This is a genomic window from Streptomyces sp. NPDC096193 (genome assembly GCF_040302905.1).
Lineage (GTDB): Bacteria > Actinomycetota > Actinomycetes > Streptomycetales > Streptomycetaceae > Streptomyces.
In genome coordinates, this window is the sequence record NZ_JBEOSJ010000001.1 from 158,370 (window position 1) to 183,533 (window position 25,164).

21 protein-coding genes and 1 pseudogene are annotated in these 25,164 nt (G+C 71.9%); 12 read left to right on the forward strand and 10 right to left on the reverse strand.

The features are described from left to right. Positions 1-6: 6 nt before the first annotated feature. Positions 7-282 (reverse strand): hypothetical protein, encoded by a 276-nt coding sequence (locus tag ABTX78_RS00755; protein ID WP_352204638.1) that lies wholly within the window; start codon positions 280-282, stop codon positions 7-9. A gap of 945 nt (positions 283-1,227) precedes the next feature. Between ABTX78_RS00755 and ABTX78_RS00760 the strand changes: the two are divergent. From ABTX78_RS00760 to ABTX78_RS00785, 6 genes and pseudogenes are all read left to right on the forward strand, one after another. Further along, positions 1,228-1,383 (forward strand): annotated as a pseudogene (locus ABTX78_RS00760) (pyridoxal-5'-phosphate-dependent protein); the annotation flags it as partial. Between the two features lie 77 nt (positions 1,384-1,460). After that, on the forward strand, positions 1,461-1,598 hold the full coding sequence (locus tag ABTX78_RS00765) for a dihydrofolate reductase family protein (protein ID WP_352205033.1): 138 nt from the start codon (positions 1,461-1,463) through the stop codon (positions 1,596-1,598). Between the two features lie 268 nt (positions 1,599-1,866). After that, complete coding sequence (locus tag ABTX78_RS00770) at positions 1,867-2,694, forward strand: alpha/beta fold hydrolase (RefSeq protein WP_352204639.1); 828 nt, start codon at positions 1,867-1,869, stop codon at positions 2,692-2,694. Positions 2,695-3,259: 565 nt separating this feature from the next. Next, a complete protein-coding gene (locus ABTX78_RS00775) occupies positions 3,260-3,895 on the forward strand; it encodes a metal ABC transporter ATP-binding protein (RefSeq protein ID WP_352204640.1) in 636 nt (211 codons plus the stop codon). Continuing rightward, the gene (locus ABTX78_RS00780; protein WP_352204641.1) at positions 3,892-4,758 is read left to right on the forward strand and encodes a metal ABC transporter permease; all 867 of its coding nucleotides are present in this window, start codon (positions 3,892-3,894) and stop codon (positions 4,756-4,758) included. Before ABTX78_RS00775 ends, ABTX78_RS00780 begins: the two co-directional genes overlap by 4 nt. Continuing rightward, on the forward strand, positions 4,716-5,525 hold the full coding sequence (locus tag ABTX78_RS00785; protein WP_352204642.1) for a metal ABC transporter substrate-binding protein: 810 nt from the start codon (positions 4,716-4,718) through the stop codon (positions 5,523-5,525). The genes ABTX78_RS00780 and ABTX78_RS00785 overlap by 43 nt, the downstream gene beginning before the upstream one ends. A gap of 93 nt (positions 5,526-5,618) precedes the next feature. On the opposite strand, the gene ABTX78_RS00790 is transcribed toward ABTX78_RS00785, so the two are convergent. The 3 genes from ABTX78_RS00790 to ABTX78_RS00800 form a co-directional block, all read right to left on the reverse strand. Further along, positions 5,619-6,362, reverse strand: coding sequence for a DJ-1/PfpI family protein (locus ABTX78_RS00790; protein ID WP_352204643.1), 744 nt, complete (start codon positions 6,360-6,362; stop codon positions 5,619-5,621). A gap of 71 nt (positions 6,363-6,433) precedes the next feature. Next, complete coding sequence (locus ABTX78_RS00795; RefSeq protein WP_352204644.1) at positions 6,434-8,203, reverse strand: class I adenylate-forming enzyme family protein; 1,770 nt, start codon at positions 8,201-8,203, stop codon at positions 6,434-6,436. Continuing rightward, positions 8,200-9,978 (reverse strand): CoA transferase, encoded by a 1,779-nt coding sequence (locus ABTX78_RS00800; RefSeq protein WP_352204645.1) that lies wholly within the window; start codon positions 9,976-9,978, stop codon positions 8,200-8,202. Before ABTX78_RS00800 ends, ABTX78_RS00795 begins: the two co-directional genes overlap by 4 nt. A gap of 142 nt (positions 9,979-10,120) precedes the next feature. Between ABTX78_RS00800 and ABTX78_RS00805 the strand changes: the two genes are divergently transcribed. Then, on the forward strand, positions 10,121-11,329 hold the full coding sequence (locus tag ABTX78_RS00805; RefSeq protein ID WP_352204646.1) for an acyl-CoA dehydrogenase family protein: 1,209 nt from the start codon (positions 10,121-10,123) through the stop codon (positions 11,327-11,329). Here ABTX78_RS00805 and ABTX78_RS00810 read toward each other — a convergent pair. Together ABTX78_RS00810 and ABTX78_RS00815 are read right to left on the reverse strand one after the other, a co-directional pair. Then, the gene (locus ABTX78_RS00810) at positions 11,316-12,407 is read right to left on the reverse strand and encodes a sugar ABC transporter permease (RefSeq protein ID WP_352204647.1); all 1,092 of its coding nucleotides are present in this window, start codon (positions 12,405-12,407) and stop codon (positions 11,316-11,318) included. The two genes, ABTX78_RS00805 and ABTX78_RS00810, sit on opposite strands and share 14 nt — an antisense overlap. Next, positions 12,404-13,618 (reverse strand): MFS transporter, encoded by a 1,215-nt coding sequence (locus ABTX78_RS00815; protein WP_352204649.1) that lies wholly within the window; start codon positions 13,616-13,618, stop codon positions 12,404-12,406. Before ABTX78_RS00815 ends, ABTX78_RS00810 begins: the two co-directional genes overlap by 4 nt. A 275-nt stretch (positions 13,619-13,893) precedes the next feature. Here ABTX78_RS00815 and ABTX78_RS00820 point away from each other — a divergent pair, with 275 nt between their 5' ends. Both ABTX78_RS00820 and ABTX78_RS00825 read left to right on the forward strand, forming a co-directional pair. Beyond that, positions 13,894-14,583 carry a hypothetical protein gene (locus ABTX78_RS00820; RefSeq protein WP_352204650.1) on the forward strand — a complete coding sequence of 230 codons (690 nt, stop codon included), beginning with the start codon at positions 13,894-13,896 and terminating at the stop codon, positions 14,581-14,583. A 138-nt stretch (positions 14,584-14,721) separates the two neighbouring features. Beyond that, positions 14,722-15,420: a sigma-70 family RNA polymerase sigma factor gene (locus ABTX78_RS00825; protein ID WP_352204651.1), complete on the forward strand. Its 699-nt coding sequence runs from the start codon at positions 14,722-14,724 to the stop codon at positions 15,418-15,420. A 68-nt stretch (positions 15,421-15,488) separates the two neighbouring features. On the opposite strand, the gene ABTX78_RS00830 is transcribed toward ABTX78_RS00825, so the two are convergent. Both ABTX78_RS00830 and ABTX78_RS00835 read right to left on the reverse strand, forming a co-directional pair. After that, complete coding sequence (locus tag ABTX78_RS00830; protein ID WP_352204652.1) at positions 15,489-16,679, reverse strand: acyl-CoA dehydrogenase family protein; 1,191 nt, start codon at positions 16,677-16,679, stop codon at positions 15,489-15,491. A 124-nt stretch (positions 16,680-16,803) separates the two neighbouring features. After that, positions 16,804-17,970: a serine hydrolase domain-containing protein gene (locus ABTX78_RS00835; protein ID WP_352204653.1), complete on the reverse strand. Its 1,167-nt coding sequence runs from the start codon at positions 17,968-17,970 to the stop codon at positions 16,804-16,806. 158 nt (positions 17,971-18,128) lie between these two features. On the opposite strand from ABTX78_RS00835, the gene ABTX78_RS00840 reads away from it, so the two are divergent. Continuing rightward, positions 18,129-19,175, forward strand: coding sequence for an enoyl-CoA hydratase/isomerase family protein (locus ABTX78_RS00840; protein WP_352204654.1), 1,047 nt, complete (start codon positions 18,129-18,131; stop codon positions 19,173-19,175). A 410-nt stretch (positions 19,176-19,585) separates the two neighbouring features. Here ABTX78_RS00840 and ABTX78_RS00845 read toward each other — a convergent pair whose 3' ends face one another. Continuing rightward, positions 19,586-23,068, reverse strand: a complete 3,483-nt coding sequence (locus ABTX78_RS00845; RefSeq protein ID WP_352204655.1) for a phosphodiester glycosidase family protein — start codon at positions 23,066-23,068, stop codon at positions 19,586-19,588. Positions 23,069-23,262: 194 nt separating this feature from the next. Here ABTX78_RS00845 and ABTX78_RS00850 point away from each other — a divergent pair, with 194 nt between their 5' ends. Next, positions 23,263-23,406 (forward strand): putative leader peptide, encoded by a 144-nt coding sequence (locus ABTX78_RS00850; protein ID WP_352205011.1) that lies wholly within the window; start codon positions 23,263-23,265, stop codon positions 23,404-23,406. A gap of 515 nt (positions 23,407-23,921) precedes the next feature. Continuing rightward, positions 23,922-24,200, forward strand: a complete 279-nt coding sequence (locus ABTX78_RS00855; RefSeq protein ID WP_502993717.1) for a TauD/TfdA dioxygenase family protein — start codon at positions 23,922-23,924, stop codon at positions 24,198-24,200. 93 nt (positions 24,201-24,293) lie between these two features. Here ABTX78_RS00855 and ABTX78_RS00860 read toward each other — a convergent pair whose 3' ends face one another. Further along, the gene (locus ABTX78_RS00860; protein WP_352204656.1) at positions 24,294-24,917 is read right to left on the reverse strand and encodes an LAETG motif-containing sortase-dependent surface protein; all 624 of its coding nucleotides are present in this window, start codon (positions 24,915-24,917) and stop codon (positions 24,294-24,296) included. Positions 24,918-25,164 lie beyond the last annotated feature (247 nt).

Here is a 25,164-nt window from a genome sequence, read left to right on the forward strand (position 1 = left end):
CGGCCCTCACTCCGCGATGAGCGCGACGAACTGCCAGGCCCATATGAGGTGGACCAGAACGCAGGTTCCCCAGGCGGTGTTTCCCCGGATCCCGTTCTTCCGCAACGCGACCCATCCGGCGGCCAGGAGCAGCGCGGAGGCCACGCACAGGGCCCAGGACAGGGCGAGCCACGCCGTGGACGGCTCGGTCAGCAGCCTGAGCAGCGCCAGTGGTGCCAGCGCCAGCAGAGGCAGCGCCCAGGTGCTTTCGGTGGCTCGGCGCGTGGTCTTGATGTCGGTCACAGGTCCCCCCGGACTCGTTTCCCCCGGTTGTTGTGCCGGGCCCCTCGTGGTCACGGAGGGTATCGGCCCGGCACCTGTCTGGTCAGGGCGCCGAGCACGCACGGGACTTTACCTTCGCACTGATCACTTGGCTACGGGCGCACGGCCCTGGGACAGGCGAGGTTGGCGTATCGCGGGCCGGGTTCTGCTGTTATACCGCCCATTGGGCGCTTTGCATGGTAGCCCTCCTGAGGGTTTCCTTCGCCATCGCGATGCCGGAGACCGTACGCGGCGGGCTCAGAAGCCGGACGTTGCGCACAGCGGAGACGGGCGGAGGGGGACGGCGTGGTGACCGATCACCGGCGTCCGTCATGGCCAACCTGGTCGTGAGCAACGTCCCGGTGCCGCAGACCGGTGTCGCGAGCGGCATGAACGCCAACTTCCGCACCATCGGCGCGGCCATCGGCGCGGCCGGATGGGCGACCGTCGTGACCAGCACGCTCCAGCCGAACGGACTTCCCCGGGAATCCGGCTGCACCGCGGGGTTCCTGGTGCTCATGGTTACGTCCGTCCCCGCATTCGCAGTGGCACTGACCGTGCCCGCGGTCCGGCGCGCCACGCACTCCGGCCGTTCGGTCACCGCGGCGGGCCTCCCTCAACGCCTGACGGTGGCGGCGGTTGCGTGGACATCGACACCGCGCAGGGGACGCGTACGCGCGAACGGTTGCCGAAGTCGCTCGCCGAGAGTGACACGCTGGGGTTCTGGGCAGCCACTTCCGCCGCCGGCAGCCGGCCCGGTCGTCTCCGACGGGGACAACGACGGCCTCCTGCCGGCGCCGGCTCGGAGGGTAGGTGCATGAGCCGGCCGCGGGCCGGTCGTCCGGATGAGCGCGAAGGGAGCCCGAACACCGGTCGTGTCATCGGTTGCGCCTCGTTCCCCCCACCACTACCCCATGGAGTACACGCGTGACGACGGACAACCCACCGGTCACTCTGGACGACGTACGGGACGCCGCAGCTCGTATCGAGGGGATCGCACACCGCACCCCGGTGGTGCACTCGCGCACGCTGGACGCGCTCGTCGGCGCCGAGGTCTTCCTCAAGTGTGAGAACTTCCAGCGCCAGCGCCGGGCTCGTCGAACCGGAGTGGGAGAACACCGGTGCCCTCGTCGTCGGGCGGTACCTCTACGACATGACGAATGCCCGTACCGGTCGTGCTGGGCGGCGGGAAGACGCTGTTCGGCGAACTCGGCACCACACCGGTGGAGTTCGAGGGGCCCGTCACGGTGGTCGAAGGCACGGGCGTCACCCACACGCGGTACCGGGTGAAGAAGTAGAGCGACGGTGATCGCGCAGTCACCGCCGGTACGGCGCTGTGCCGGGCACAGCGCCGTACGCGCGCCCGCTCGACGCGCCGAAGCACCGACACTCGGATAGCGTGGTTCGCACGACGTGCCCATCCCGGTCGCCCTTCGCTGCCGACCTCCGCCCCGTCGCTCTCTTGCACGTCAGCTGCTGGTTCGCGGCGGTGACATCCAGCGTTCCGTCCGGGGGGCCGAACTGCGCGGAATCGCCGGGTTCAGGACCAGTGCGAAAGGAACGGACATGCCCTTCGTCACCGCCAAGGACGGCACAGAGATCTACTACAAGGACTGGGGGTCGGGACAGCCTGTCGTCTTCTCCCACGGCTGGCCGCTCATCGCCGATACGTGGGACCCGCAGCTGAAGTTGATGGCGGAGAACGGCTTCCGTGCCATCGCTCACGACCGGCGTGGAGGCGGGCGCTCGGGCCAGCCCTGGGACGGGAACAACCTCGACACGTACGCCGACGACCTGGCAGCGGTCATCGAGGGATTGGACCTGCAGAACGCCATCCTCGTCGGCCATTCGACCGGTGGCGGCGAGGTCACGCGCTACGTCGGCCGGCACGGCACGGCCCGCGTCGCCAAGGTGGTGCTGCTCGGTGCGATCCCCCCGCTGATGCTCAAGACGGAGGCGAACCCCGAAGGTCTCCCGATCGACGTCTTCGACGAGATCCGGGCGGGTGTGGCGACGGACCGCTCCCAGTTCTACAAGGATCTCAGCGCCCCCTTCTTCGGCGCCAACCGCGACGGCTCGACCGTGACGCAGGGAACCCGTGACGCGTTCTGGCTCTGGTCGATGACCGTGGGCATCAAGGGTGCCTACGACTGCGTGAAGGCGTTCTCCGAGACCGACACCACCGAGGATCTCAAGAAGTTCGATGTCCCCACCCTGATCGTCCACGGCGACGACGACCAGATCGTTCCCATCGTGGCGGCGGGCGAGAAGTCATCCAAGATCGTCAAGGACGCGGTCTACAAGGTCTACGAGGGCGCGCCCCACGGCCTGGCGATGGTCCCCGAGTACGCCGAGCGATTCAACACCGACCTCCTCGAGTTCGCACGCAGCTGAGTCGCACGCAGCTGAGGCAGGCACGCACGAGCGGGACCGGGTGGCGGAAGTGTCCCGAGCGTGCCGGGCGGGCCCTCCCCGACGGTGGGCCGGAGTGTGTCCCACGCCGTCCGTCTTCCTCATCATCGAGTTTCCAGAGGGCTCGGGCGCGAGATCGTCAACGCAGCAGCGCGGGCCGGCCATCAGGTGGTGGCCGGCCCGGGCAATCCGAAGCCTCTGGACGGCTGGTCGCCGCATGCGGAGCAGCGCCGCGATCTCCTGCCGCGCGACCGGATCACCCGGCTGCTGCCACGGCCGGCGCCCTGGGGGCGTGCCCACGAGGGTGGACTCACCCCTGACGGTCGCACCATGGCCTACAACGCCTTGTCCTTGCTGACGCAACTCGCCCAGGCATAGCCAGGTTTCGGCCCGCAGCGGCCACAAGCGGCCCGCCGTGCGCACGGCGTATCCACCGCCCGGAAGATTTTCCCGGGAACTCCCCCGGCCCTCCGTCCGACTACTGCCGCGTGGGAGGGCGCAGCATCCGGCCTCTCCCGCTCGGAACCGGAGCGAAGAGGGGCATGTGATGGGTGGGCTGGATGTGCGCATGCGGGGGGTCGCGTGCCGTCACGGCCGCGTGGATGCCGTCGCCGCCGTGGATCTGGAGATCGCGGCCGGTGAGCGGGTGGCGCTGACCGGCACCAACGGCTCGGGCAAGACCACTCTGCTCCGCGCCGTCCTGGGTCTGCACCGGCAGGTGACCGGGACCATCCTGGTCGGGGGCCGGGGTACGCGCACATCGGCCGAGTGGGCCTGGCGGCGGCGGGCCTGTGCCTGGATTCCGCAGAAGCCGGCAGCGGGCCGGTTTCCGCTCCTCGGGGAGGAGCTGCTGGCCAGCAGCGCGGCGCCCACCGAAGCCGGGGAGGCGGCGGAGCGGCTCGGCGTGGGGGCGCTGACCGGGCGACCGTTGCACACCCTGTCCGGGGGCCAGTTGCAGCGCATGTACCTTGCGCGGGCGATCGGCTGTGTCGCGGCGGGTGCCCAGGTGCTGCTCGCCGACGAGCCGACCGCGGCGCTCGACTTCACCGGTCAGGAGGAGGCGGCCGACGTCCTCGCCGCGCTGCCCGTCACCCTGCTCGTGGTGACGCATGACCGCACGCTCGCCGAGCGGTGCGACCGGGTGCTGGACATGGCTGCCGGACGACTGCGGGAGGTCCGGTGAATCTCGCCGCCGCCGATGTGGGCGCGCTCCTCCAGCTCGTACCGGTCCAGCGGGCCGGCTTCGCCCTCCTGCTGGCGGCGATCGGCCTGCCGGTGATCGGTGTGGTGATCGTCGGTCTGGACATCATGCCGGTGCGGTTCGCGATGATGCACGTGGCACTGTTCGGGATCGCGGTCGGCCTGCTGACCGGGCTCGATCCGATGCTGTGCGCGCTCGTCGCGTGCGCTCTCTCGGGCGCGGGCGTGGCTCCGCTCGCCCGTACCCCCGACGGCCTGTCAGGTGCCATGGGGCTGTTGATGAGTCTGGCCATCGCGGCCGCGCTGCTCGTCCTCGCGGTCTCGGGTGTCAACGCCTCCGGCGCGTTCGCTCTGTTGTGGGGATCCATCCTGTCCGTGGGCACCGCGGACCTCGTCGTCCTCGCCGTGCTGGCCCTCGTCGTGCCCGGCCTGTTCTGGTGGCGCCGTCGTGACGTGGGCCTGCTCCTGTACGACCGTGAGCTGGCCGAGTGCTCGGGCGTACCCGTACGCGGGCTGACCGTCGTCCTCCTGGTCCTGGTGGCCGTCGCCGTCGCCGGGGCGATCAAGCTGACCGGCGCGCTGCTCGTCGACGCTCTCACGCTCCTGCCCGCACTCGCGGCACGCCGCCTCGGCGGCTCGCTGAAGTCGATCACGCTGTGGGCGGTCGGTATCGGCGTCGTCGTGAACCTGACGGGGTTCCTTGTGGCCCTGTGGCTGGACTGGCCGCCCGGCCCGGTCCTCGTCCTGACAGCGGGGGCCGTGGTCCTCGCCGTCCATCTCGTACCCGAACGGAGAAACACCTCATGGCGCGCAACCGCCTCCGTATCCCTTCCCTCGTCGCACTGAGCGCGGCACTGGCTCTGGTCACCGGCTGCGGGGGCGACAGTGACACGTCGGCGGGCAGCGCCGACGGCAAGGACAAGGGGAAGGGCAAGCCGAAGGTGGTCGTGACCACCACGTGGGAGGGCGCCTTCGCCAAGGCCGCCGGCGCCGAGAACATCAAGGTCATCGTCCCCAAGTCCGTTCACCACGCGCCCGACTACGACCCGAAGCCATCTGATCTGGCAGCCGTGGGCGAGGCCGACTTCGTGCTGTACGCGCCTTTCGAGCCGTACGCCGAGAAGATCAAGGAGGCCGCCGGCTCGAAGGCCGAGCTGGTCGAGGTGAATCTGGACAACGACGCCGACAAGGTGAAGGCGGAGGTCGACAAGCTGGCGAAGCTGTTCGGCACGGACAGGGCCGCGGCGGCGTGGAAGGCCGGCTTCGACACGCAGTACGCCAAGCTGGCGAAGGACCTCAAGGCCGCCTGGCCCGGCGGGAAGAGCCCGAATGTCGTCAGCCAGGTCTTCACGGGCTGGTCGGCCGAACTGGCGGGTGCCACCACCGTCGGGACCTACGGGCCGGAGGCCGTGACCCCGGCGCAGCTCGCGGAGCTCTCGAAGAAGAAGCCGGCGCTCGTCCTGGACAACGCCCACATGTCGACGGGGACGGTCCTGCCGGACTCCGGCGCGAAGCAGGTGAAGATCGTCAACTATCCGGGCGACGACCTCGATCTGCTGCCCGTGTACAGCAATGCCGCGGCCGAGCTCAAGAAGGCCATGGGCGCGTCCTGAGCGACGCGTCGCCGGCCGGCCGTGCAGGCGTCGGCAGCACAGAGGCGGGAGGGCAGAGCGTGTCGCCCTCCCGCCTCTTTCGGCCGCGTGCGACTACCGCGCACGGGGTGTGGGTGGGGTCCAGACCGTGCCGCGGGCCTCGTACTCGAGCATGGTTTCCACGCCGGTCGCCACATCCGTGCCCAGTTCACGGCGTACGAGCCACAGGCCGAGGTCCAGGCCCGACGTGATGCCGCCGGCGGTGACGAGGTCGCCGTCGTCCACCACGCGGGCGTTCTTCAGCAGTCCTCCCTGCTTGTCGAGGTCGGGCCGCGCTTGGTGATGGGTGGTGCACGGGCGGTTTTTCGTCAGACCCGCTGCGGACAGCAGCATGGTGCCCGTGCACACGGCGGCGACGACGAGGCCGGGGCGCACGGCCGAAGCCAGGGCGCGCGGGATGGTCCCGCGGGCGATCTCCGCCCGGACGCCGGGACCTTCACGGCGTGCGTACCCGCCTCCGGGGACGACCAGGACGTCCGCGGTGCGCGGAGCCCAGCCGTGCTCGACGCGGATCGTCGTTCCGTAGGCGGCCTGCACGGCGCCGGGGCCGGAGGCGGTGACGTAGCGGACGTCGATCTCGCGGTCCGTGAAGAAACGGGCGGCGGAGAAGACTTCGTAGGGAGCGGCGAAGTCGAGTTCCTCCACACCGTCGTACATGACGAGGTGCACCCGTAGGGCTCTGCCGGGCTCCTGGGCAGGCTGCGCAGTCGCCGCTGTTGCCGGTGCGGCGGCGACTGCCACCATCGCACCCGCGGCACCGATCGCGGTCGAGGCCCGGAGCAGTTTCCTGCGGTTCATTCGGTTCTCCTGTCCGGATGGTCGTCATACGGAAGGGCGAGCGGCGCCGCGGGGTGCGCTCGGGCTCCGGCTCAGCCGGCCTGGGCGAGTGACGGCGTGGCGGGCGCCTCGTGAACGGGCGGCGGGGCCTCGGTCAGGTGCACACGCAGGGCGGTGCGGTCGGGCTTGCCCGCCGGGGTCAACGGCAACTCGGCCACCACCAGCAGCCGTTCGGGGTGCTTGCGCTGCTCCAGGCCCCGCTGTGTCAGATGCCGACCGAGTGAGTCGAGCGTGGGCGCCTCGTCGGAGCGCGGTACGACACACGCGGCGAGGCGCTCACCCATCAGGTCGTCCGGCACGCCGACGCACACGACGTCCCGTATCCGCGGATGGGAGCGCAGCTCCCGCTCCACTTCGGCCGGGCTGATGTTGGCGCCGCCCCGGATGACGACGTCCTTGAGCCGTCCCACGACGTGCAGGGTGCCGTCCTCGTCGAGAAAGCCGAGGTCTCCGGTGCGTACCCAGCCGTCTGGCGTGCGGTAGCGGGCGTCGAGGTCGGGGGCGCCGACATAGCAGAGGGGGGTCATCGGGCCGCGGGCGATGATTTCGCCGATGCCGCCGTCCGGTACCTCGGCGTGGGTGTCGGTGTCGGCGATACGGATCTCGGCGACCCGGGGGTCGGGGCGGCCCGCGACCACGCCGGAATCGCCGGTGGGCGGAGTCGTACTGTCCAGTCCGGTATGACAGTTGACGCCGTCGGCGGAGCCGTAGAGGTTGACGACGTGGCAGCCGAACGCCTGCGCCGCGGCAGCCGCGGTGAGTTCGTCGAGCGGCGCCCCACCGAGGATCAGGGCGGTGAGCGCGGGCAGCGTCTCGCCCTGCTTCTCGCCCGAGGCCGGCTGTCCACCGGTAACCGGCTTCCCGCCCGAGACCGGCTTTCGGCCTGTGACCGGCTTCTCGCCGGTGGCGTCGAGCCGTTCGAGCATCATGCGCACCATGGTCGGCACGCCGAGGATGTGCGTCGGTCCGTGTTCCGCGACGGCCGCGAGAGCGGCTTCGGGAGTGAAATGGTCGAGGAGGATGAGCGTTCCGCCGTGCCGGGCCAGCGTGACCGCGGTGCCGTTGGAGCCGAAGGCGGAGGCGAGCGGTACCAGGAAAAGACAGCGGGGCGGGGTCCTGTCGGGGATGAGCGAGGCGAGGAAGTTGCCGCGGCCGCCCGCGAGGGCGTTGTGCGAGTACGCGACCATCTTCGGCTCGGCCTCCGATCCGGAGGACACGAGGATGCGGGCTGCGCTGTCGGGGTCGGGCCGGGCGGGGACGAAGCCGCTCGGGTCGGAGCGCAGCAGCGCCGAGAGCGGAACCGTTCCTTCAGGGGCAGTTCCCGGTCCTGCGGCGATCACGTGCCGCAGGGCGGGCAGCGCCGTGGACAGGGTGTGCAGTTCGGCCGCGTGGTGGGCACCCCGGTGCTCGGTGGCCGCGACGACGGCGACGGCCTCTGCCCGGCGCAGCAGGCACTCGGCCTCCAGGCTGCCGCGGCCGACGGGGAACGGCAGGGCAACCGCGCCGAGGGCGGCGAGCGCCAGATCGGCGATGACGGCGTTGCGGTTGTTGGGGAGCTGGACTCCGACCACGTCACCCGGGCGTATGCCGAGGTCTCTGAGGCCGGTGGCCAGACATCGCACCTTGCGATCCAGCGCGGTGTAACAGAGCTTCCCCTTGGCGTCGAGGACCGCTGTGTGGTGCAGGTCCATGATCTGACGGGCCCGGAAGAGGCTGTAGAGGTCCAGGTCGGGGCAGGTGCCGTCGACGACCCAGGACCGGCGCAGCTCGGCGGGCACCAGGTCGTGCAGTTCGACGGTCATATGAAACTCCAGGGGTCGGGAACGGCGGGGGCACCGTGCGTGTCGCGGCTGATCGAGCCGGCGAAACGCGGGTCGTCGTGCAGTTCGGCCAGGTCCGTGGTGACGCGGGTGGCGGTGAGACCGTGCGCACGCAGCTGCCGCAGCGCGTCGTCCGTCGGCAGTTCACGCAGGTCGTACGCGGCGGCCGCGGCGGCGCACCTGTCGCTCGGGACGATCCAGCCGTCGGCCGTGGGCAGCGGACGCCGGAATCCGGCGGGCCGCCTCGGGTTCTCACCGCGGGCCGCCCGCCTCAGGAAGGGAGCGGTCAGTGTGTCCGCCGCACCGAGCAGCGAGGAGTCGACGCGGACGCCGTGCCCGGTGCGTTCCCGCAGGAGCAGCCCTGCGAGCACCGCTTCCGTGCCGAGCAGTCCGCCGAGTACGTCGAGCAGCGTCATCAGCGAGGGCGCGGGTGTCTCCCCGTCCGGGCGGACCGCCTCGCCGACACCGGTACGGGCCTGGACCATGAAGTCGGTGCCCATGGGGGCATCGGGCAGCCGGCCGGCCCAACCGCTGGTGTACGCGTAGACCAGGGCTGGGTTCACGGAGGCGAAGTCGGTCGCGTCCAGGCCGAGTTCAGCTGCCTTGCCCGGGGCCCAGTTGTGCAGGAACACATCGGCTTCGGCCGCCGTCTCCCGCAGCCGGCGGCGTCCGGTGGGCGACTTGATGTCGACCTCCATCGCCTGCTTGCCACGATTGAGTGCGAGCCAGCGGGCGGAGACACCGGAGCACGCCGGCGGCATGCCCCGCAGCGGATCACCGCCCGGAGGCTCGATGCGGATCACGTCTGCGCCGAGCAGCCCCAGCAGGTGCGCGGCGAGGGGAGCCTGGATCCGGCGTCCTGCCTCCAGCACGGTCACACCGGCGAGGGGTAGTTCGGGCGAGGGTGCGGACACCGGGTGCATGCGGCCTTGGCCGAGGAGGTCCATGGACCAGGGCGGAGCGCCGTCGTACTCGGCCGCCCGTTCGGCGAGCGTGCGCAGGACACAGACCTCGGCCCCCGACATCGATGCGGCCCGGAGTATCCGCTGCCAGGGATGCGCCCGCGTCGTGGTCTCCAGCGCCTGCGGGAAGGGGGCACAGGCCGTGGCGTAGCGGAACTGGAAGGGCCGCCAGCCGGCGCGTATCGCCTCCGGTGGCGCGCCCAGACCACCCCAGAACGCGGCCCAGGCTCCCGGGTCCAGGGTCTCCAGCTCGAAGAGGAGGCCGTCGGAGGAGGTGAACGGGGGTCCGCCGGGGGCGAGTTCGGCCGCCTCGCCCTCATCGGCCCCGGAGGCGGCGAGGTACTGGGAGACGGCGAGCAGCCCTGCCCGCTGCGCGCTGGTGGTGATCTCGGCAGGCGCGGCACCACCGCGTGCCTGGGCCAGCAGCCCGGCGAGGAGGCTCTGCACGGTGAGGACTCCGGTGGCGACGGACGCGTAGTCGACGGCCAGGCCACGCGGGTCGCCGTCGCGACGGCCGTGTACCGCCATGATGCCGGTCGCGGCCTGGACGGTGGCTTCGTCGTTGACACCGGTCCCGGGGCAGGCCCACGTCGTACGGACCTGAACGGGCGCGAAGTCCCCGCCGCTCAGCACCGTGCGGCCTGCCGACTCGCTCCCCGGCGCGGTGTCGGCCGTCTGCGCGCCGAGAAGGCGCAGATGGTCCGAGACCACGGTCATGATCTGCGGCGGTCCCGAGGTGTCGAAACGCAGCGTGTCGAGTGGCCGGACCGCCTGCGTGGTGACGGGTGATGCCATGCCTCTCCTCTCCTGGCGCGGCGGTGGCCGGCGCCCGGTCGTCCGGATCCTGGGGAACTCGGGAGCGCCCGCACCCGACCAGTTCTCTGTGGAGACAGTCGGACAGCCGTTCCCACAAGTTCCCGGCAACTCGAGGAGAGACGTGACAGACCGAGGCAGCGAGGACGCGACTCACGTCCAACCGGGCGGCGAGAAGGCCGAGTTGCGTGCGCGCGTCGGCGAGTTCGTCCGCGATCGCGTGATCCCGTACGAACCGGTCCTGGACGCGGGCGGCTCCGATGCCGCTGCCGCCCTGGGCGAGTTGCAGGCCCGGGCGAAACAGGAGGGGCTGTGGGCGCTGCCGTTGCCCACGCACCTGGGCGGCGGGGGCCTCACGTTCGGCGAGTACGCCGACCTGGCCGAGGCGGAGGGGGCGAGCGACCACGGACCCGCGGCACTGGGCTCCGCTCCCCTGCTGGATGTGTCGATGCTGGCGCGGCACGCGGAGAGCTCTGTCCGTGACCGGTATCTGCGGCGGCTCGTGGCGGGTGAGACACGGACCTGCTACGCGATGACCGAGCCCGAGGTTCCGGGCACGGACCCGTTCATGACCGCAACCCGCGCCGTGCGGCGACCGGACGGCGGGTGGACCGTCACCGGGCGCAAGTGGTTCACCTCGGGGGCCGTCGGCGCGGACCTCGTCACCGTGCTGGCCCGCACCGACGGGCAGGCGGGCGATCGGGACGGCCTCTCCCTGCTGCTGGTGCCCACCGACTCCCCCGGCTTCCGTGTCGTCCGCGAACTCCCGGTTCTCGGCGCGACCGGTCAGTGGGAGATCGAACTCGACCACGTGGGCGTACCCGCGGACCATCTCGTCGGAGCACCCGGTCAGGCGCTCGCCATTGCCGGTGAGCGACTCCAGCGGGGCCGCATCCTGCGGTGTCTGCGCTGGCTCGGCCAGGCCGGGCGGGCGTTCGATCTGATGTGTGAGCGGGCGGTCACCCGCGCCGGATCGCGTGGCCCGCTCGCCGGCCATCAGCTCGTCCAGCAGCAGGTGTTCGACGCCCTGCTCGCCCTGCGCACCACCGGCCCTCTCGTTCATGAGGCAGTCGCTCTCATCGACTCGGGGAAGGACGCGCACATCGAGGTGGGCCTGGCCAAGGTCGCGGCGGCCCGCATGCTCCAGCAGGTCACGGATGCCGCGATCCAGGTCCACGGCGCCGCCGGCCTCGGCCCGGACACGGCGCTGCCCGCGCTCTTCCGCACGGGCCGGGCCGCTCGCATTCTCGACGGGCCGGACGAGCTGCACATCACCGCTGTGGCGCGGCGGGTACTGCGCGGGTACGGCGGGCCGAGTACTACACCTTCGTGATGTCGACCGATCCGGTCAGCGCCGCCAGCCCCAAGGCGAGAAAGAAGTCGCCCCAGACCAGTTCGTGCCGTACGGCTGTGCCCCGGCCGGCGTCGTAGCAGCCGTCGAGCAACATACCGGCGGGCCGGTGCGCGTGAGGTCCGGAGAGATGGGTCCCGACCAGGTGGCGCAGGATCGCGGCGGCCCGGTGCGCGCACTCCGTCGTCCTCGGACCCGGCAGACGGGCGAGTTTCAGCAGGGCGACGGCGGTGATCGCGGCGGCCGATGTGTCGAGGGGCCCGTCGGGACGGGAGACATCGGCATGCGGGACGAACGGGCCGTCCAGTACGGCCCCGTGCGCCAACAGATGCTCGGCCGCCGCCGCGAGAGGCTCGGGCCACGGTCCGGACGGTGTCGGGACATGAAGTGCGTCGGCGACCGCCAGGAGCAGCCACGCCCTTCCCCGGCTCCAGCCCTGAGGCGGGTCCTCGCAGGGCTGCCAACCCGGCCCCGCGTCGAAGCGCCAGGCGGGCTGCGTCCAGGACCGGTGCTCGCTGCCGTCACCGAGGCAGAGTTCGAGGTGGCGGTGCAGATGTGCGCCTGCCGCCGTGGCACCCTCGGGCCCGGCGCCGGCCAGCAGGGGCACCATCCCCGGCACGCCGTCCGCGCGGGCGAGGAGGCGAGGGCCTCCCAGCGCCGATCCCCAGGGGACGAGGCCGAGTTCGGGGTCCATGGCTTCCAGGCAGGACCGCGCGGCCCGCTCCCGTAGCGCGGTGGCCTCCGCGTCGTGGGAGGCCAGGGCGGTCCCGTACCAGAGGATCAGGCCCCGGGTGGCGGTGTCGGCGTCCACCCACGGCGCCAGGCGGGCGGTGCACCGGGCGGCGGCCGACCGGTCCGCCTCGATGCCGCTGTACCGCGCCCGCAACCACAGCAGCCCGGCCCAGAATCCGCCCGTCCACGAGCCGCGCCCCGTCGTGGTCCACCGCCCGCTGTCCGGCTCGGCGAACAGGGGGAAGCGTGCGCCGACCTCCGACTCGGTGACCGTGACGCGGTCGATCACCGCCGTCAGGGCGTCGCGGGCCCAGTCCGGCGAGGTCATGACGACCGGCCCGCCCGTCCTCGCCGGTCCCGTACGGCCCAGGTGAAGGCGACGGCACCGGCGGCGGCGAACTCCATCGCCACCAGGGACCAGCCGGAGCCGTAGCGCCCCGCCTGCGCGAACAGACCGAAGAGCGGCGGTCCCACGGCGAATCCGGCGAAGAATCCCGCGGCGACCAGAGCCGAGTCCTGTCCCGCCCGGCCCGGTGCGGCGCGTTGCATGACCAGCACCATGGAGACCGCGTTGCCCGAGACCGCGAAGACCCCGACGGCGACGGCGGCGGCCCAGGCCAGGGGCGTGGCCAGCAGCGCCGCTGCGAGGAGAGCGGCCGCGCCCACGGCACCGGCCGCGAGCCATCCGGGCAGCCACTCGGCGCGTCCCGGCCGGGCGGCCCGCGACCAACCCACCCGGCCGACGATTCCCGCCACGCCGAGGACAGCCACCAGAGCGGCGGCCGTGCCGGGGCCCATCTCCAACTCCCGTACGCCGAACAGCGCGAGGTAGGTGTTGACCGAAGCGATGCCGCTGCCCAGGAACAGCGAGAAGACGGCCAGCCAGGCGACGAAACCACGCGGCACCAGGGACCGCCGCGTGGTGGCGGCCGGTGGCGGCGGGTCGGGCGGAAGAGTGCGCAGGGCCCACAGCCCGGTCAGCAGAGCGGTGCCCGCGGCTGTCCACACCGCACCGCGCCAGCCGATCACGCCGGCCGTGGCCGCGAGCGGCAACCCGGCGGCGAACGCCCCCAGTTGGACGCCGGACTGCTTCGCCCCCGTCACCGAGCCGCGCCGGGCGGGTGGGACCGACGCGAGAACGGCCTTGTTGGTGGCGGGGTTGGCGAGCGCCTGGGGAACGCCGCCCAGCGCGACCGCCGCCAGCAGCGGACCGGCGCCGGGCGCGGCACCGATGAGGGCGAGTGCGACCGCGGACACCACCAACAGGACGACCAGTGCGCGCCGCGGGCCGATCCGATCCACGATGCGCCCGCCCACGGGGGAGAGCACGGCAGCCGTCCCGAAGCCGATGGTGGTGGTGAGGCCCAACACGGCGGGTGATATCCCCAGTTCGTCCACGAGACGAGGTCCGAGCGCACCCAGCAGGAACAACTGGAGCATCGAGAAGGCCATGGCACAGGTCAGCAGCGGAGTGAGCCCGCGGGCCGGCCGCTTGTCGGGCAGCGGTGCCGACGCCGTTGCCGCTGTGCCCTCTGCCACCACCGTGTCCCCGTTCCCGCCGCTGACCGTCCCGATCCGCCGCACCAGGAGTCGGTCGGCCCAACCGGTCGGTTCCTACCAATAGTTGTGGCCTGCGCCACACATCCGGTCCGGAGTGAGAGGGCGCGTGGTGGATTCCGTACCGACGGGTGCCCGGCCGCGAGGGGGAATGCAAGGATGAGCCCGCCATGATGTCAGACCGGGGGTGTCGAGCGTCACGGGCCGCGGTGTTCGCCGCCGTCTGTGTGCTGCTCGCTGCCTTCGGTCACATTCTCATGTCCGGGACATCCGTTCCCTGGTGGGCGATGTCCACCGCGTTCGGCGCGACAACGGCCGGGGCCTGGGCCCTCGGCGGGCGCGAACGCGGATTGCTCGTCGTCACCTCGGCGACCGTCGTGGCGCAGGCGGGGATGCACGCGTGCTTCTCCCTGGCGCAGGCGGTGGTGTACCCGTCGCCGCCGACCGAGCACTCGTTGGCCCGGCAATGGGCCCGGTCGTTGGTCCTCGGGACGGGGGAATCAGCCGCACCGTCCTCCGGTGCGGACCTCCATGGTGTGAGCGGTGGCGGCCCGTCTCACCAGCCCGGCATGACCATGCCTCATGAGGGCATGGACGTCCACGATCACGCCCTCGCGGGGTTGACGGACGGCGCCACCGGCACGACCGTGTCGAGCGGGCACGACATGGGCGGCATGTCACCGACCGGGATGCTGTCGACGCACCTGCTGGCGTCGCTGCTGTGCGGTCTGTGGCTCGCGTACGGGGAGCGGGCGGCCTTTCGCGTTCTGCGCTCGCTGGCCGGCCGGCTGGTGGCTCCCCTGCGGCTGATGCTCCGTCAGTTTGTGCCGGTGCACGGGACTCGCGGCCCCGTACGCCGGAGCAGGCGGTCCCACGCTCCGCGACGCCTCCTTCTCGCCCACGCCATCACCTCACGGGGCCCACCACCGGGGATCGCTGTCCTGTGACAGCTGGTTCCCCGGTGCCGCGGAGTCTCGCACGACGCGCATCGGGCATCGGCCGTGCCGTCCGGCAGGCCGTACCCCTCACCGGCTTCGCCCGTCTGCGCGACGCCGGTACCCGATTTCCCGTGAGGACTTCTGGCGATGACTCCTGCCTCGTACCCCTTGCACTGTCCCGTGGCAACCAGGCCGCTGCGCCACACCCCCGAAAGCGACGCGGCCGTGACCCGCCTGGCGCTCTCCGCTCGCGACGGTGATCCGGCGCGGGTCGACCGATTCGTCCGCGCGCTGCACCGCGACGTGTGGCGCTATGTCGCCTACCTCAGCGCCGATCCCCAGGCGGCCGACGACCTCACGCAGGACGTGTTCCTCCGGGCGCTCGGCAGTCTCCACCGTTTCGAGGGCCGCTCGTCCGCCCGCACCTGGCTGCTGTCCATCGCACGCCGCACCGTGGTGGACAGCCTGCGTCATGCGGCTGCCCGGCCGAAGCTCTCCGACAGGACCGACTGGCAGACCGCTGCGGAACTGGCCCAGCCACGGCACAGCCCCGGCTTCGAGGACGGCATCGCCCTCGCGGAACTCCTGGCCACGATCCCGGCCGAACGCCGCGAGGCCTTCATCCTCACGCAACTCCTCGGGCTGCCCTACGCGGAGGCCGCCGTGGCCCTCAACTGCCCGGTGGGGACGGTCCGTTCCCGAGTGGCCCGTGCCCGCGCCTCACTCATCGAGCTGCTCGGCGAACCGGACCTCCCCCTCCCCGCCCCCGAGGGGCGGGCACCGCGGCGAAGCCATGCCGGAGGCCGGTTCACGAACGGTCCCGAGCTCATGGCCGTGACCGGCTGACCTCCGCGTCGCCCGGGGACCTGCGCGCCACGTGCCTCAGGAACCCGGGCGGGCGCCCCGGCACCTCGTCATCGCCGCACCCGCGGCATCCCCAGTCCGATCCACGAGATGATCTCGCGTTGGATCTCGTTGTTCCCCCCGCCGAAGGTGAAGATCACGGCGGACCGGTACCCGCGCTCCAGCTCACCGTGGAGCACCGTGCCGGCCGACCCCTCCTTGAGCGGGCCGGCCGCACCCACCACTTCCATCAGCCAGGCGTAGGCGTCGCGGCGGGCCTCGGAGCCGAAGACCTTGACCGCGGAGGCGTCCTGCGGGGTGAGCGTGCCCTGCTGGACGGCGTTCACCATCTGCCAGTTGAGGAGTTTCATCGCGTCCAGCCGGGTGTGGGTGCGGGCCAGCCGGCCGCGCACCCAGCCGAGGTCGATGACCCGGCGGCCGTCGGCGAGTTTCGTGTCGGCCGCCCAGCGCTGGACGTTGTGGAGCGCCCGGATCGCCATGGTGCCGTGGGCGGCCAGGGTGACGCGTTCATGGTTGAGCTGGTTGGTGATCAGCCGCCAGCCCTTGTTCTCCTGGCCGACGCGGCGGGAGGCGGGGACGCGGATGTTCTCGTAGTGGCTGGCCGTCGTGTCGTGGGAGGCCAGGGTGTTGATCAGGGTGCAGGAGTAGCCGGGGTCGGACGTCGGCACGAGGAGCATGGTGATGCCCTTGTGGGGTGGCGCGCCCGGGTCGGTGCGCACGGCGAGCCACACCCAGTCGGCCGTGTCGCCGTTGGTGGTCCAGATCTTCTGCCCGTTGACGGTGTAGTGGCCGGTGTCCTCGTCGCCCTCGCGCACCGCGCGGGTCTTGAGGGCGGCGAGGTCGGTGCCGGCGTCGGGTTCGCTGTAGCCGATCGCGAAGTCGATCTCGCCGGAGAGGATCTTCGGCAGGAAGTACCCCTTCTGCTCCTCGGTGCCGAACTGCATGATCGTCGGACCGACCGTGTTGAGGGCCATCAGCGGCAGCGGTACGCCCGCCTGGGCCGCCTCGTCGAAGAAGATGAACTGCTCCATGGGGCTCAGCCCGCGCCCGCCGTACTCGGTGGGCCAGCCGACGCCGAGCCAGCCGTCCGTGCCGAGGCGGCGAACGGTCTCGCGGTAGAAGCGCTTCTGCTCGCCGGGGTCGGCGTAGCGGGCGTACACGTTGTCCGGCACGAGCCGGGCGAAGTAGGAGCGCAGTTCGGCGCGCAACTGCTGCTGTTCAGGCGTGTATTCGAGGTGCACGGCCCCTCCAGAGTCTCGCGACCGTCACGGCGCGGCGCACACGGTAGAACGTGTTGCAAGAATCCGGAAGGGCCACGGCCGGGCGGAGGGCGGGAGTCCCCCCGCCACCGCCGTCGGGCCCGCCCTACAGCGATGCGTACGCGGCGCTCACCAGAGCCATCTTCCGGGGGTCGTCCGCGATGTGCGGGCCCATACGGTTCATCACATAGCCGAGGCTGAGAGCCGCCTCCGGATCGGCCAGACCGCACGAGCCGCCGAAACCGTCGTGGCCCACAGCACGGGGATTGGGGCCGTACGAACCGTTCTCGCCGCTGAGCCAGAGGCCGAGCGCCACCTCGGTGTCGTGCCGGAAGCCCCGGCCGAGCACCAGGTCGCGGCAGCTGCCCTGGCCCTCGCGGACCCGTTCGGCGGCCTCGGGAGACAGGATTCGCCGGCCGCCGTGCTCACCCCGCCCGGCGAAGACCCCGTAGAGCGCGGCGACTCCACGTGCGGTGCCGTGGCCGTTGGCCGCCGGGATCTGGGCCGCGCGCCACTCGGGAGTGTTGGCGTCCGCCGCACCGACGATCGGGTTGACCAGGGCGGCCAGGGCGACCGGAGCCATCTGAGCGAAGACCGCGGCCTGTTCGCTCGACGGCGCGGCCGGCGGATGCACCAGGTCGGCGGCGCGTCCCGCCTCCTTTTCCGGCAGACCGATGGTGAAGTCGATGCCGAGCGGCCCGGTGACCTCCTTGTGGAGCAGTTCCCCCGGGAGCAGCCCGCAGACACGTCTGACGACCTCGCCGACCAGGAAGCCGTACGTCATGGCGTGATACCCGGACTGCGTGCCGGGCTCCCACCACGGCTCCTCGGCGGCGAGGGCGGCGCAGGTCAGCTCCCAGTCGTAGAGGTCCTCGACGGTGTGCAGTTCGCGCAGTCCCGCGAGTCCGGCGCGGTGGGAGAGGAGATGGCGGACGAGGATGCGGTCCTTGCCCGCCGCGGCGAACTCCGGCCAGTACGTGGCGACGGGCGCGTCCAGGTCCAACTCGCCGCGGTCGGCGAGCAGATGGGCGCACAGGGCGGTGGCGCCCTTGGTGGTCGACCAGACGTTGACCAGCGTCTCGCGCCCCCAGGTCCGGGTCCGGGCCTCGTCCGCCCAGCCGCCCCACAGGTCGACGACGGTCTCGCCGTCGTGGATCACGGTGACGGCGGCCCCCAGCTCGCCCCGGTCACGGAAGTTCTCCTCGAAGGCCTCGCGCACCGACCGGAACCGGTCGTCGCAGTGTCCGTCGATCATGGGTGCGCTCCGAGACATGGGCCCTCCGTCCCCTCGGCCGGTGGTCCGGCCTGCCGTGTCCGTCCGAACCGAACATACCGACTGGTCGGACTGCCGGGAAGTGTTCCGCTTCGTGTGCACGAGGTCGCGTGCGCGAGGATGGGACCGACGATCCGCACCCGGGAAGGACCCTATCGATGGCCCGCGACGACTCCGTACTCCTGCACACCGAGGGCCACGCCGCGTACATCACGCTCAACCGCCCCCGGACGATCAACGCCCTCACCCATCCCATGGTTCACGCCGTCGACGAGGCGCTCACCACATGGGAGCACGACGACGCCGTGCGGGTCGTCGTGATCACCGGCGCGGGCGAGCGGGGGCTGTGCGCGGGCGGCGACATCCGGGCCATCCGCACGGCAGCGCTCGCCGGGGACCGGACCGCCACGGACTTCTGGCGGGACGAGTACCGGCTCAACGCCCGTATCGCGCGCTACCCCAAGCCGTACGTCGCCGTGATGGACGGCATCGTCATGGGCGGCGGGGTCGGCATCTCCGCGCACGGCGACGTGCGGATCGTCACGGAGCGCTCCAGGGTCGCCATGCCCGAGACGGGCATCGGCTTCGTACCCGACGTCGGCGGTACGCATCTGCTGGCCCGGGCGCCGGGCGAACTGGGCACCCATCTCGCCCTCACCGGGCTTCCGGTGGGCGCCGCCGACGCGCTGCTGTGCGGGCTCGCCGATCACTTCGTGCCGTCCGGGCGTCTGCCGGAGCTCACCGCGTCGCTGGCCCGGCTGGAGGTGGCGGACGTGCTGGGGGCGCACGCCGGACCGGCCCCCGAGGGTGAACTGGCCACGCACCGCGGGTGGATCGACGCCTGCTACGCGAGCGACTCGGTGGAGGAGATCCTCGACCGGCTGGTCGCGTACGGCGAGCCGGCGGCGAAGGAGGCCGCCGAGACGATTCTGACGCGGTCGCCCACGTCGGTGAAGGTGACCCTGACGGCGCTGCGGCGGGCCCGGTCGCTCGGCGCGCTCGAACCGGTCCTGGACCAGGAGTTCCGGGTGTCGTCGGCCGCCTTCTCCCGGCCCGATCTGGCCGAGGGCGTGCGGGCCCAGGTCGTCGACAAGGACCGCAGGCCGCAGTGGTCGCCGGCGCTGCTGTCGCAGGTGACGGACGAGGACGTGGAGCGGTTCTTCGAGCCGCTGGGCGACGACGAACTCGGGCTGGCGAAGGGCTGACCGGGGTGGCGGTCGGGCCGCCGGCCGAGAGGCGCGGCCCGCGTCCGGGAAGGAACCGCCCGCGGTCGCAGCCCGCCGAAGCACGGGCCGGGATCGCGGCGGCCCCGGCCGAAACCGGGGTCAGCCCCGGTGGGTCGGCGAGCGGCGTCGGATGCGGTGGACCGGCGCTCGACCTCGGATGCGGTGCATCGCAAGGCGCAGAGGCGTCCTCATGCCAGACGTATGCGGGACGTATACGGGCGATCCGACAACGCAGCCAGATGCCGTAGCTGTCGTCGTGCGCCCGCCGGGGAGGACGGGACAGCCCTCACGGCAAGGCGGCCCGCTGCGGCAAACTCCCGCACGGCGAGCGGGGTCCGCGGAGCTCGCGCGTCCCCGCCCGCCGTGCGGTCGTGCGTGCCGTGCTCCGGCTACGACGCCCGTTCTGCCGTCGCCTGCCGGGCGATACGCAGCTCCACAGAGCGCCTGTGTCCGCCCACGGTCACCGCGAGGGTCACCGTGCCCGGTCTGAGCGCCGTGATCCGTCCCGTCGTCGGGTCGTACGCCGCCGCGTGCCGCCGGCGGGCGTCGTCAGGATCACCGATGTGCAGATTCAGCGATCCCGTCCAGTCCGCGCTGACGGGGAAGGCCACCGGGACCGTGCGCGTGCCCTGCACGACCGTCGCCCGGACGTCCGCGCTGTTCCCGGGAGGCAGTGGTGCGGGCGCCTCCAGAGAGAGGGCATCGACATGGGCCCGCGTCTGGACGGACACCCAGTCCGGCCGCCCCTCCCACGGACGGTGCCGGGCGATCAGCTGCTCCCCCAGGCTCACCTCGTCGACCCCGACGAGCGACCATCCGGTGAAGCCGCCCTCGTCGGCCGGGCCCGCCGGCTCCTTCCCCGAGTTGCCGTTGATCAGATACGGGACGCCGTCGACGTGCTCGGCATGGAAGACGCCCACATGGCTGCCGATCAGCCCCGCACCCTTTCCCGTCGTACGGCGGAACTCCGCGAGCCACCGCTCGATCAGCGCGGCCTCCTTGCGGTCGCTGAGCTGACTGCCCTTCTGCACGGTGGGATCGCGTGGCGGCACATGTTCGACGGCCATCACCGAATCCACGGACGGGTCCTCGGCCGCCGCGTCCAGCTGGGCGCGTACCGCCTTGATCTGTTCGAAGCCGCCGCCGCGCAGCGTCAGGCTCGACGTGTCGAGCGTCAGGAAGCGGGTGCCACGATGGTCGAAGGTGCGGTGGGCGGGGCCGAACTCGGCGATGAAGTTGTCGATTCTGCCGCCCATCACCTCGTGGTTCCCGGGCACGTAGTACCAGGGCAGATCGCCGCCCAATTCCTCGGTGAGCACCTGTCGGGCGAACGCCAGGTCCGCGGGTGATCCCTCGTCCACGAGGTCGCCGTTGACGACGACGAAGTCCGCCCCGGAGGCCTTGATCTCCCGCAGGGTGCGCCGGGCCTGCCGGACGATCGCGCTGTCGGGGGCGCGGGCGACGAACTGGGCGTCGGACATGACGGCGAACCGCCAGTCCCGGTCCCCGGTCTCGGCAGCGGAGTCGATCAGCGGATCGGCGATGCGCGGCTGTTCGGGCAGTGCGATGTCCGGCGGGACCTGCGCGGACAGTCCGTCGATGACGACGCGTCCGGTGTACTGCCGGGCCGCGGCGGTCTCCGCGAGGTAGAAGCGGTGCACCGACAGCGGTATGGCGACGCCCGCGGGCACGCTGAAGGTGACCTGACGCCAGCCGGTCCAGTCGACGTACGGCCCCCGCAGCAACTGGTCCGAGCCCGCCGCGTCCTTCAGATGCAAGGTCGGCCAGGCGCCGTTGCCGTCCCCGTCGATCCACAGGGTGAAGGACTGCGGGCGCCCGGGTACGGGAATGGGCCGCGGCGGGTTGGCGTACGCGGCGCGTGTGGCGGTGGAGCGGGTGAAGTCGTACGTCAGCTCCAGTCCGGTGCCGCTCCGGCCGTCGGGTGTGGCCGCGACCGCACCGGCCGCGCGGGCGTGGCTGAAGGTCCAGGCGCCGGCGTCGTCGAAGGAGGAGACCGGCTGTTCGGCGAGGCCCACACTGACCGCCAGGGACGTGGTGACGCCCGCGGCCGTGGCGGTGATCCGCCCGGCGCCGCCACCTGTGCGGGAGGTCACCGTGAAAGCACCGGCGCCGTCGTCCTCGACCTCGAACCGCGTGTGGTCGTAGGTGAGTTCCACATCGGCGGGTTCCACCGGAGCGCTGTTGCCCTGCGCGTCGTGACCGACGATCCCGAAGCTTCCGGTGGCGTCGCCGTCGGCGAGCCCGATGCGCCGGGTGGTCGGCTCGATACGGGCGAGATCGTCCAGCACGGTGAGTTCGGTACTGCCCTGGGCACCGGCCCGTTCGGCGCGTATCACGGCCGTACCGCTGTCGCGGGCGTGGAAGATTCCTCGCTCGTCGATCCGGCCGACGGAGGGCCGCAGCGACCGCCACCGGGGTGCGCCGGCCGCCGGCCCGTAGCTCTCGTCGTATCCGGCGGCGGTGAGACGCCGGGTCAGTCCCGGGAACACCCGCTCCGGGTGGCCGCCCCTGACCGGATCGGCGGTGGGCGCCGAGCCGGGCGGAGTGCGGGTCTCCACCCAGAAGCCGCGGAGCCGGCCGCTGCCGTCGGGTGCGGTGAACGCGAGTCCGTTGGGGACGGTTCGCTCGCTGCCGTCGGAGGGACTGTTCTCCACCTGGAGCGCGTCGCTGCCGGGTTCACGGGCGAGCAGCGTGGACGAGCCGCCGCCGTCGAGGTTGAGCGCGCTGTGGGCGCCGGCCCGCTTCATCATCAGACCGAGTTCGGTGAGGGTCACTCCGCCGCTGTCGGCCTGCCGTCCGTCGACGGTGATGACCTGCATCGCGCTGCCGTCGCGGGAGAAGCCGACGGCCGTGCGGGGCGCGGTGATGTTGTTGCCCTCGCCCTCGTGGTTCTGCGGTGTGCCGTCGACCACGAGGAGTTCGCGGCCGCCGACCGCGGTGCGCGGGACGGGGCCGCTGTCGGTGCGCGGCCGGTACTCCGTCGAGACCGGGTCGCCGGGTCGCAGCGCGGCGAGCGCGGTCGCGCCGGCCTCCCGCCCGACGAGCACGGTGCTGCCCTCGGCAACGGGCCCGCTGCCCGGCCGGTCGGTGACGGAGACGACCTTGCCGTCCTGTACGAGCGCTTCGGTGGCGGCGGTTGCCCCGTCCACGGTCAGCGCGCGGTCGGCGCTCCCCCATGCCGCGTTGTAGGCCCCGATGCCGCCGGGCGGGACGTTCGCGGCGTTGAGGGCCGCGAGCGGGTGCTGCCCGCCGGGCAGGGTCAGTGTGCCCTCGAAGTAGAGCTGGAGGACGCGTCCCGCGCCTTCCGGCCCGATGCCGACGGCACGGTTGGCTCCGTCGGCGGGCGAGTGGGTGACCTTGCCGTCCTTGATGCCGGGGCCCTGCGGAGCACCCGTCTGGTTGATGTCGAAGAAGTCCGCGTTGATCGCGGCGACCGTGCGGCGGCCGGGGCCCGCGTCGTGCGCGGCCGCGAGCCCGGACACCGTGGAGCGTTCGGAGACCTTGCCCGAGGACAGGTAGTCGGCCCGCACACGGCCGCCGTCGAGGTCGACGGAGAGCGCGTCGACCCGCAGCCATTTGTCGGACTCGAGCCGGTCGTACGAGGTGAGCCGGACGCCCGGCGCGATCGGCCGGGAGCTGCGCGCCGTCTCGATGCCGTCGCCGTCGGCGACGGATCTCGCGCTGCCGGGGGGTCCGCTCGCGGGTGGCGGCGCAACGGGGCGCAACACTTCCGCGGCGTCGCGCGGGCGGGGGTCGGGGGTGGAGTCGGCGGCGGCCGGGGAGACCCCCGCCGCCAGGGCGGACGCCGTCGCGATCAGCACGACGGCCCGTCTTGCTCTGCCTGGGATCACAACTACTCCTGGATCACGGCTGGTTGAGCACGCAGTAAGCGCTGTCGGCGGACAGCATCGCGGCGCTCGGGCCGTTGCACCAGAGGGCTTGAGGGACCGTCGGGAGAACAGGCGCTGTCATGATCGTGGACGTCTCGCGATCCTGACGTCCCCGACGGGGCCACATTCGCGAAAGAATGCCGAAACAATTCACCATGCGAGACGACTCCCACAGCGCAGTGACGCGACCTGAAATCGCTGCCACTCTCGCCGATGTGGGTCAAGCTGACATTCTCGTATCGCGCCTGCACGTCGACCTTCGACGGCACGCCGGCGCACTCTGTGCCGCCGGCCGCTGAAACACGCCCAGCTGACCACTCTTCCCGCGCACGCCCCTCCTCCAGTGGACTTCTGACGGCCTGAAACCTCTCGCTTCCGTCACGCGGTGATGACACCCGGCGGGGCCTTTCCCGGCATTTTCCTGCCGTCTTGCGCCGACTCTTTCCTGAATGCATTGCGTCCTTCTCGCGCGCGATTTCAGGCACTTTCGCGTACCCGAATCGGAATGACATGACTTTCTCCAGGCGAAGCTTCCTCGTGCTGTCCGGCATCTCCGCACTCGCGGCCGCCGGGTGCGGCACCGCGAGTGGCAGCGGCATCCGTCATACCAAGACACTCCGCCATCAGGGCTCGGCCGGCGCCGTCACCCCGCCCGAACTCGCCGCGTCGCTCGGCTATCTGGGCGATCCGGAACTCGACTGGGTGGGCGACACCATCATCGGGCCCCAGGACATCCAGCCCGCCGCCTCGGGCCGGACCGACTTCGGCGGCACGTTCAACGGGCCTGTTCATCGGAGGGTTCGCGCAGTCCCTGGTGGGTCTGTCGCCGTCCGAGTCCCGCGACATCCTGCGGATCCTCCAGGCGTACGTGACCCGCCCGGAGAACGTGGTGCGCTGGACATGGGCTCCGGGCGACCTGGTCCTGTTCGACAACCGCATCACCCAGCACTTCGTCCCGGACGACTACGGCGACCTGCCGCGCCTGCTGCACCGGGTGACGCTCGCGGGAGACGTTCCGGTCGGCATCCACGGCACGGCGAGCCGGATCGTCGAGGGCGACGAGGCCGCGCACTACACCCCGTCCGCGGCCTGACACTCCACAGCGCACGGCGGGCCGGACGTTCTGTGACGTCCGGCCCGCTTCTCGCGTCACTCGCACCGGCCCGTCACGGGCCGGCGTGCGGTATCAGGCGGTGTTGCGGCGCTTGCGCGCGGCCCACATGATGCCGGCGCCCGCGACGATGACCACGGCGGCGGCGCCGGCGATCAGCGGGGTGGAGTCGGAGGAGCCGGTCTCGGCCAGGTCGTCGCTGCCCGCGTTGGGGGTCGGCGCGCTGGAGGGGACGGGGGCGTCGGACGTGGGCGGCGTGGTGCTCGGCGCCTCGGAAGGGGTCGGCGCGGACGAACTCGGGGTGTCCGACGGCGTCGCCGACGGCGGTGGGTTGTCGTCGTTCTCGCACACGGGCGCCGTCTTGGTCTCGTCGACCGAGAACCGCTCGCCGTCGGCGGCCTTCACGACGAGCCGGAGGGTGAGCTCCTTGTCGTGCTTCGGAAGCTCGATCTTCTGGTGGAACTCGTTCTGGAACGTCTCGGTGGGCAGCAGGTCCTTGCCGTCCGCGGTGATCGTCACGGTGTTCTCGGACCTGGCGCCGTAGGCGGTCAGATCGACGCTCACCTCGGTGCAGGTCGCCGACCACTTCGGTGTGTGGGCGAACGCCGGGCCGGCGGCCAGGCCGACGCCGAGGACCCCGGCGGCCGCGACCGCTATGAGGGCCCCGGAACGCCGCCGCGATGTGTTGCTGGTTGTCACTGATTCCTCCACTGTTGCCGCGCCACCCTTCTGGCGGTGCGCGCACAGTACCGCCACAACCTCACTGGTGGGCACCCGCCCCATCCACCTCTTCCGGTTTCTAAACCTCCTTATTACCCGGGCGTGGCACAGCAGTTGGCGTGAAGCGATCGATCGCGCGGGAGTTCGCGCGGATTGTCCCGGGGTACCTGGTCACGGCACTCGCCCGTGCCGCCAGGGCACGGCCGGTGCTCAACCGACCCCGCAC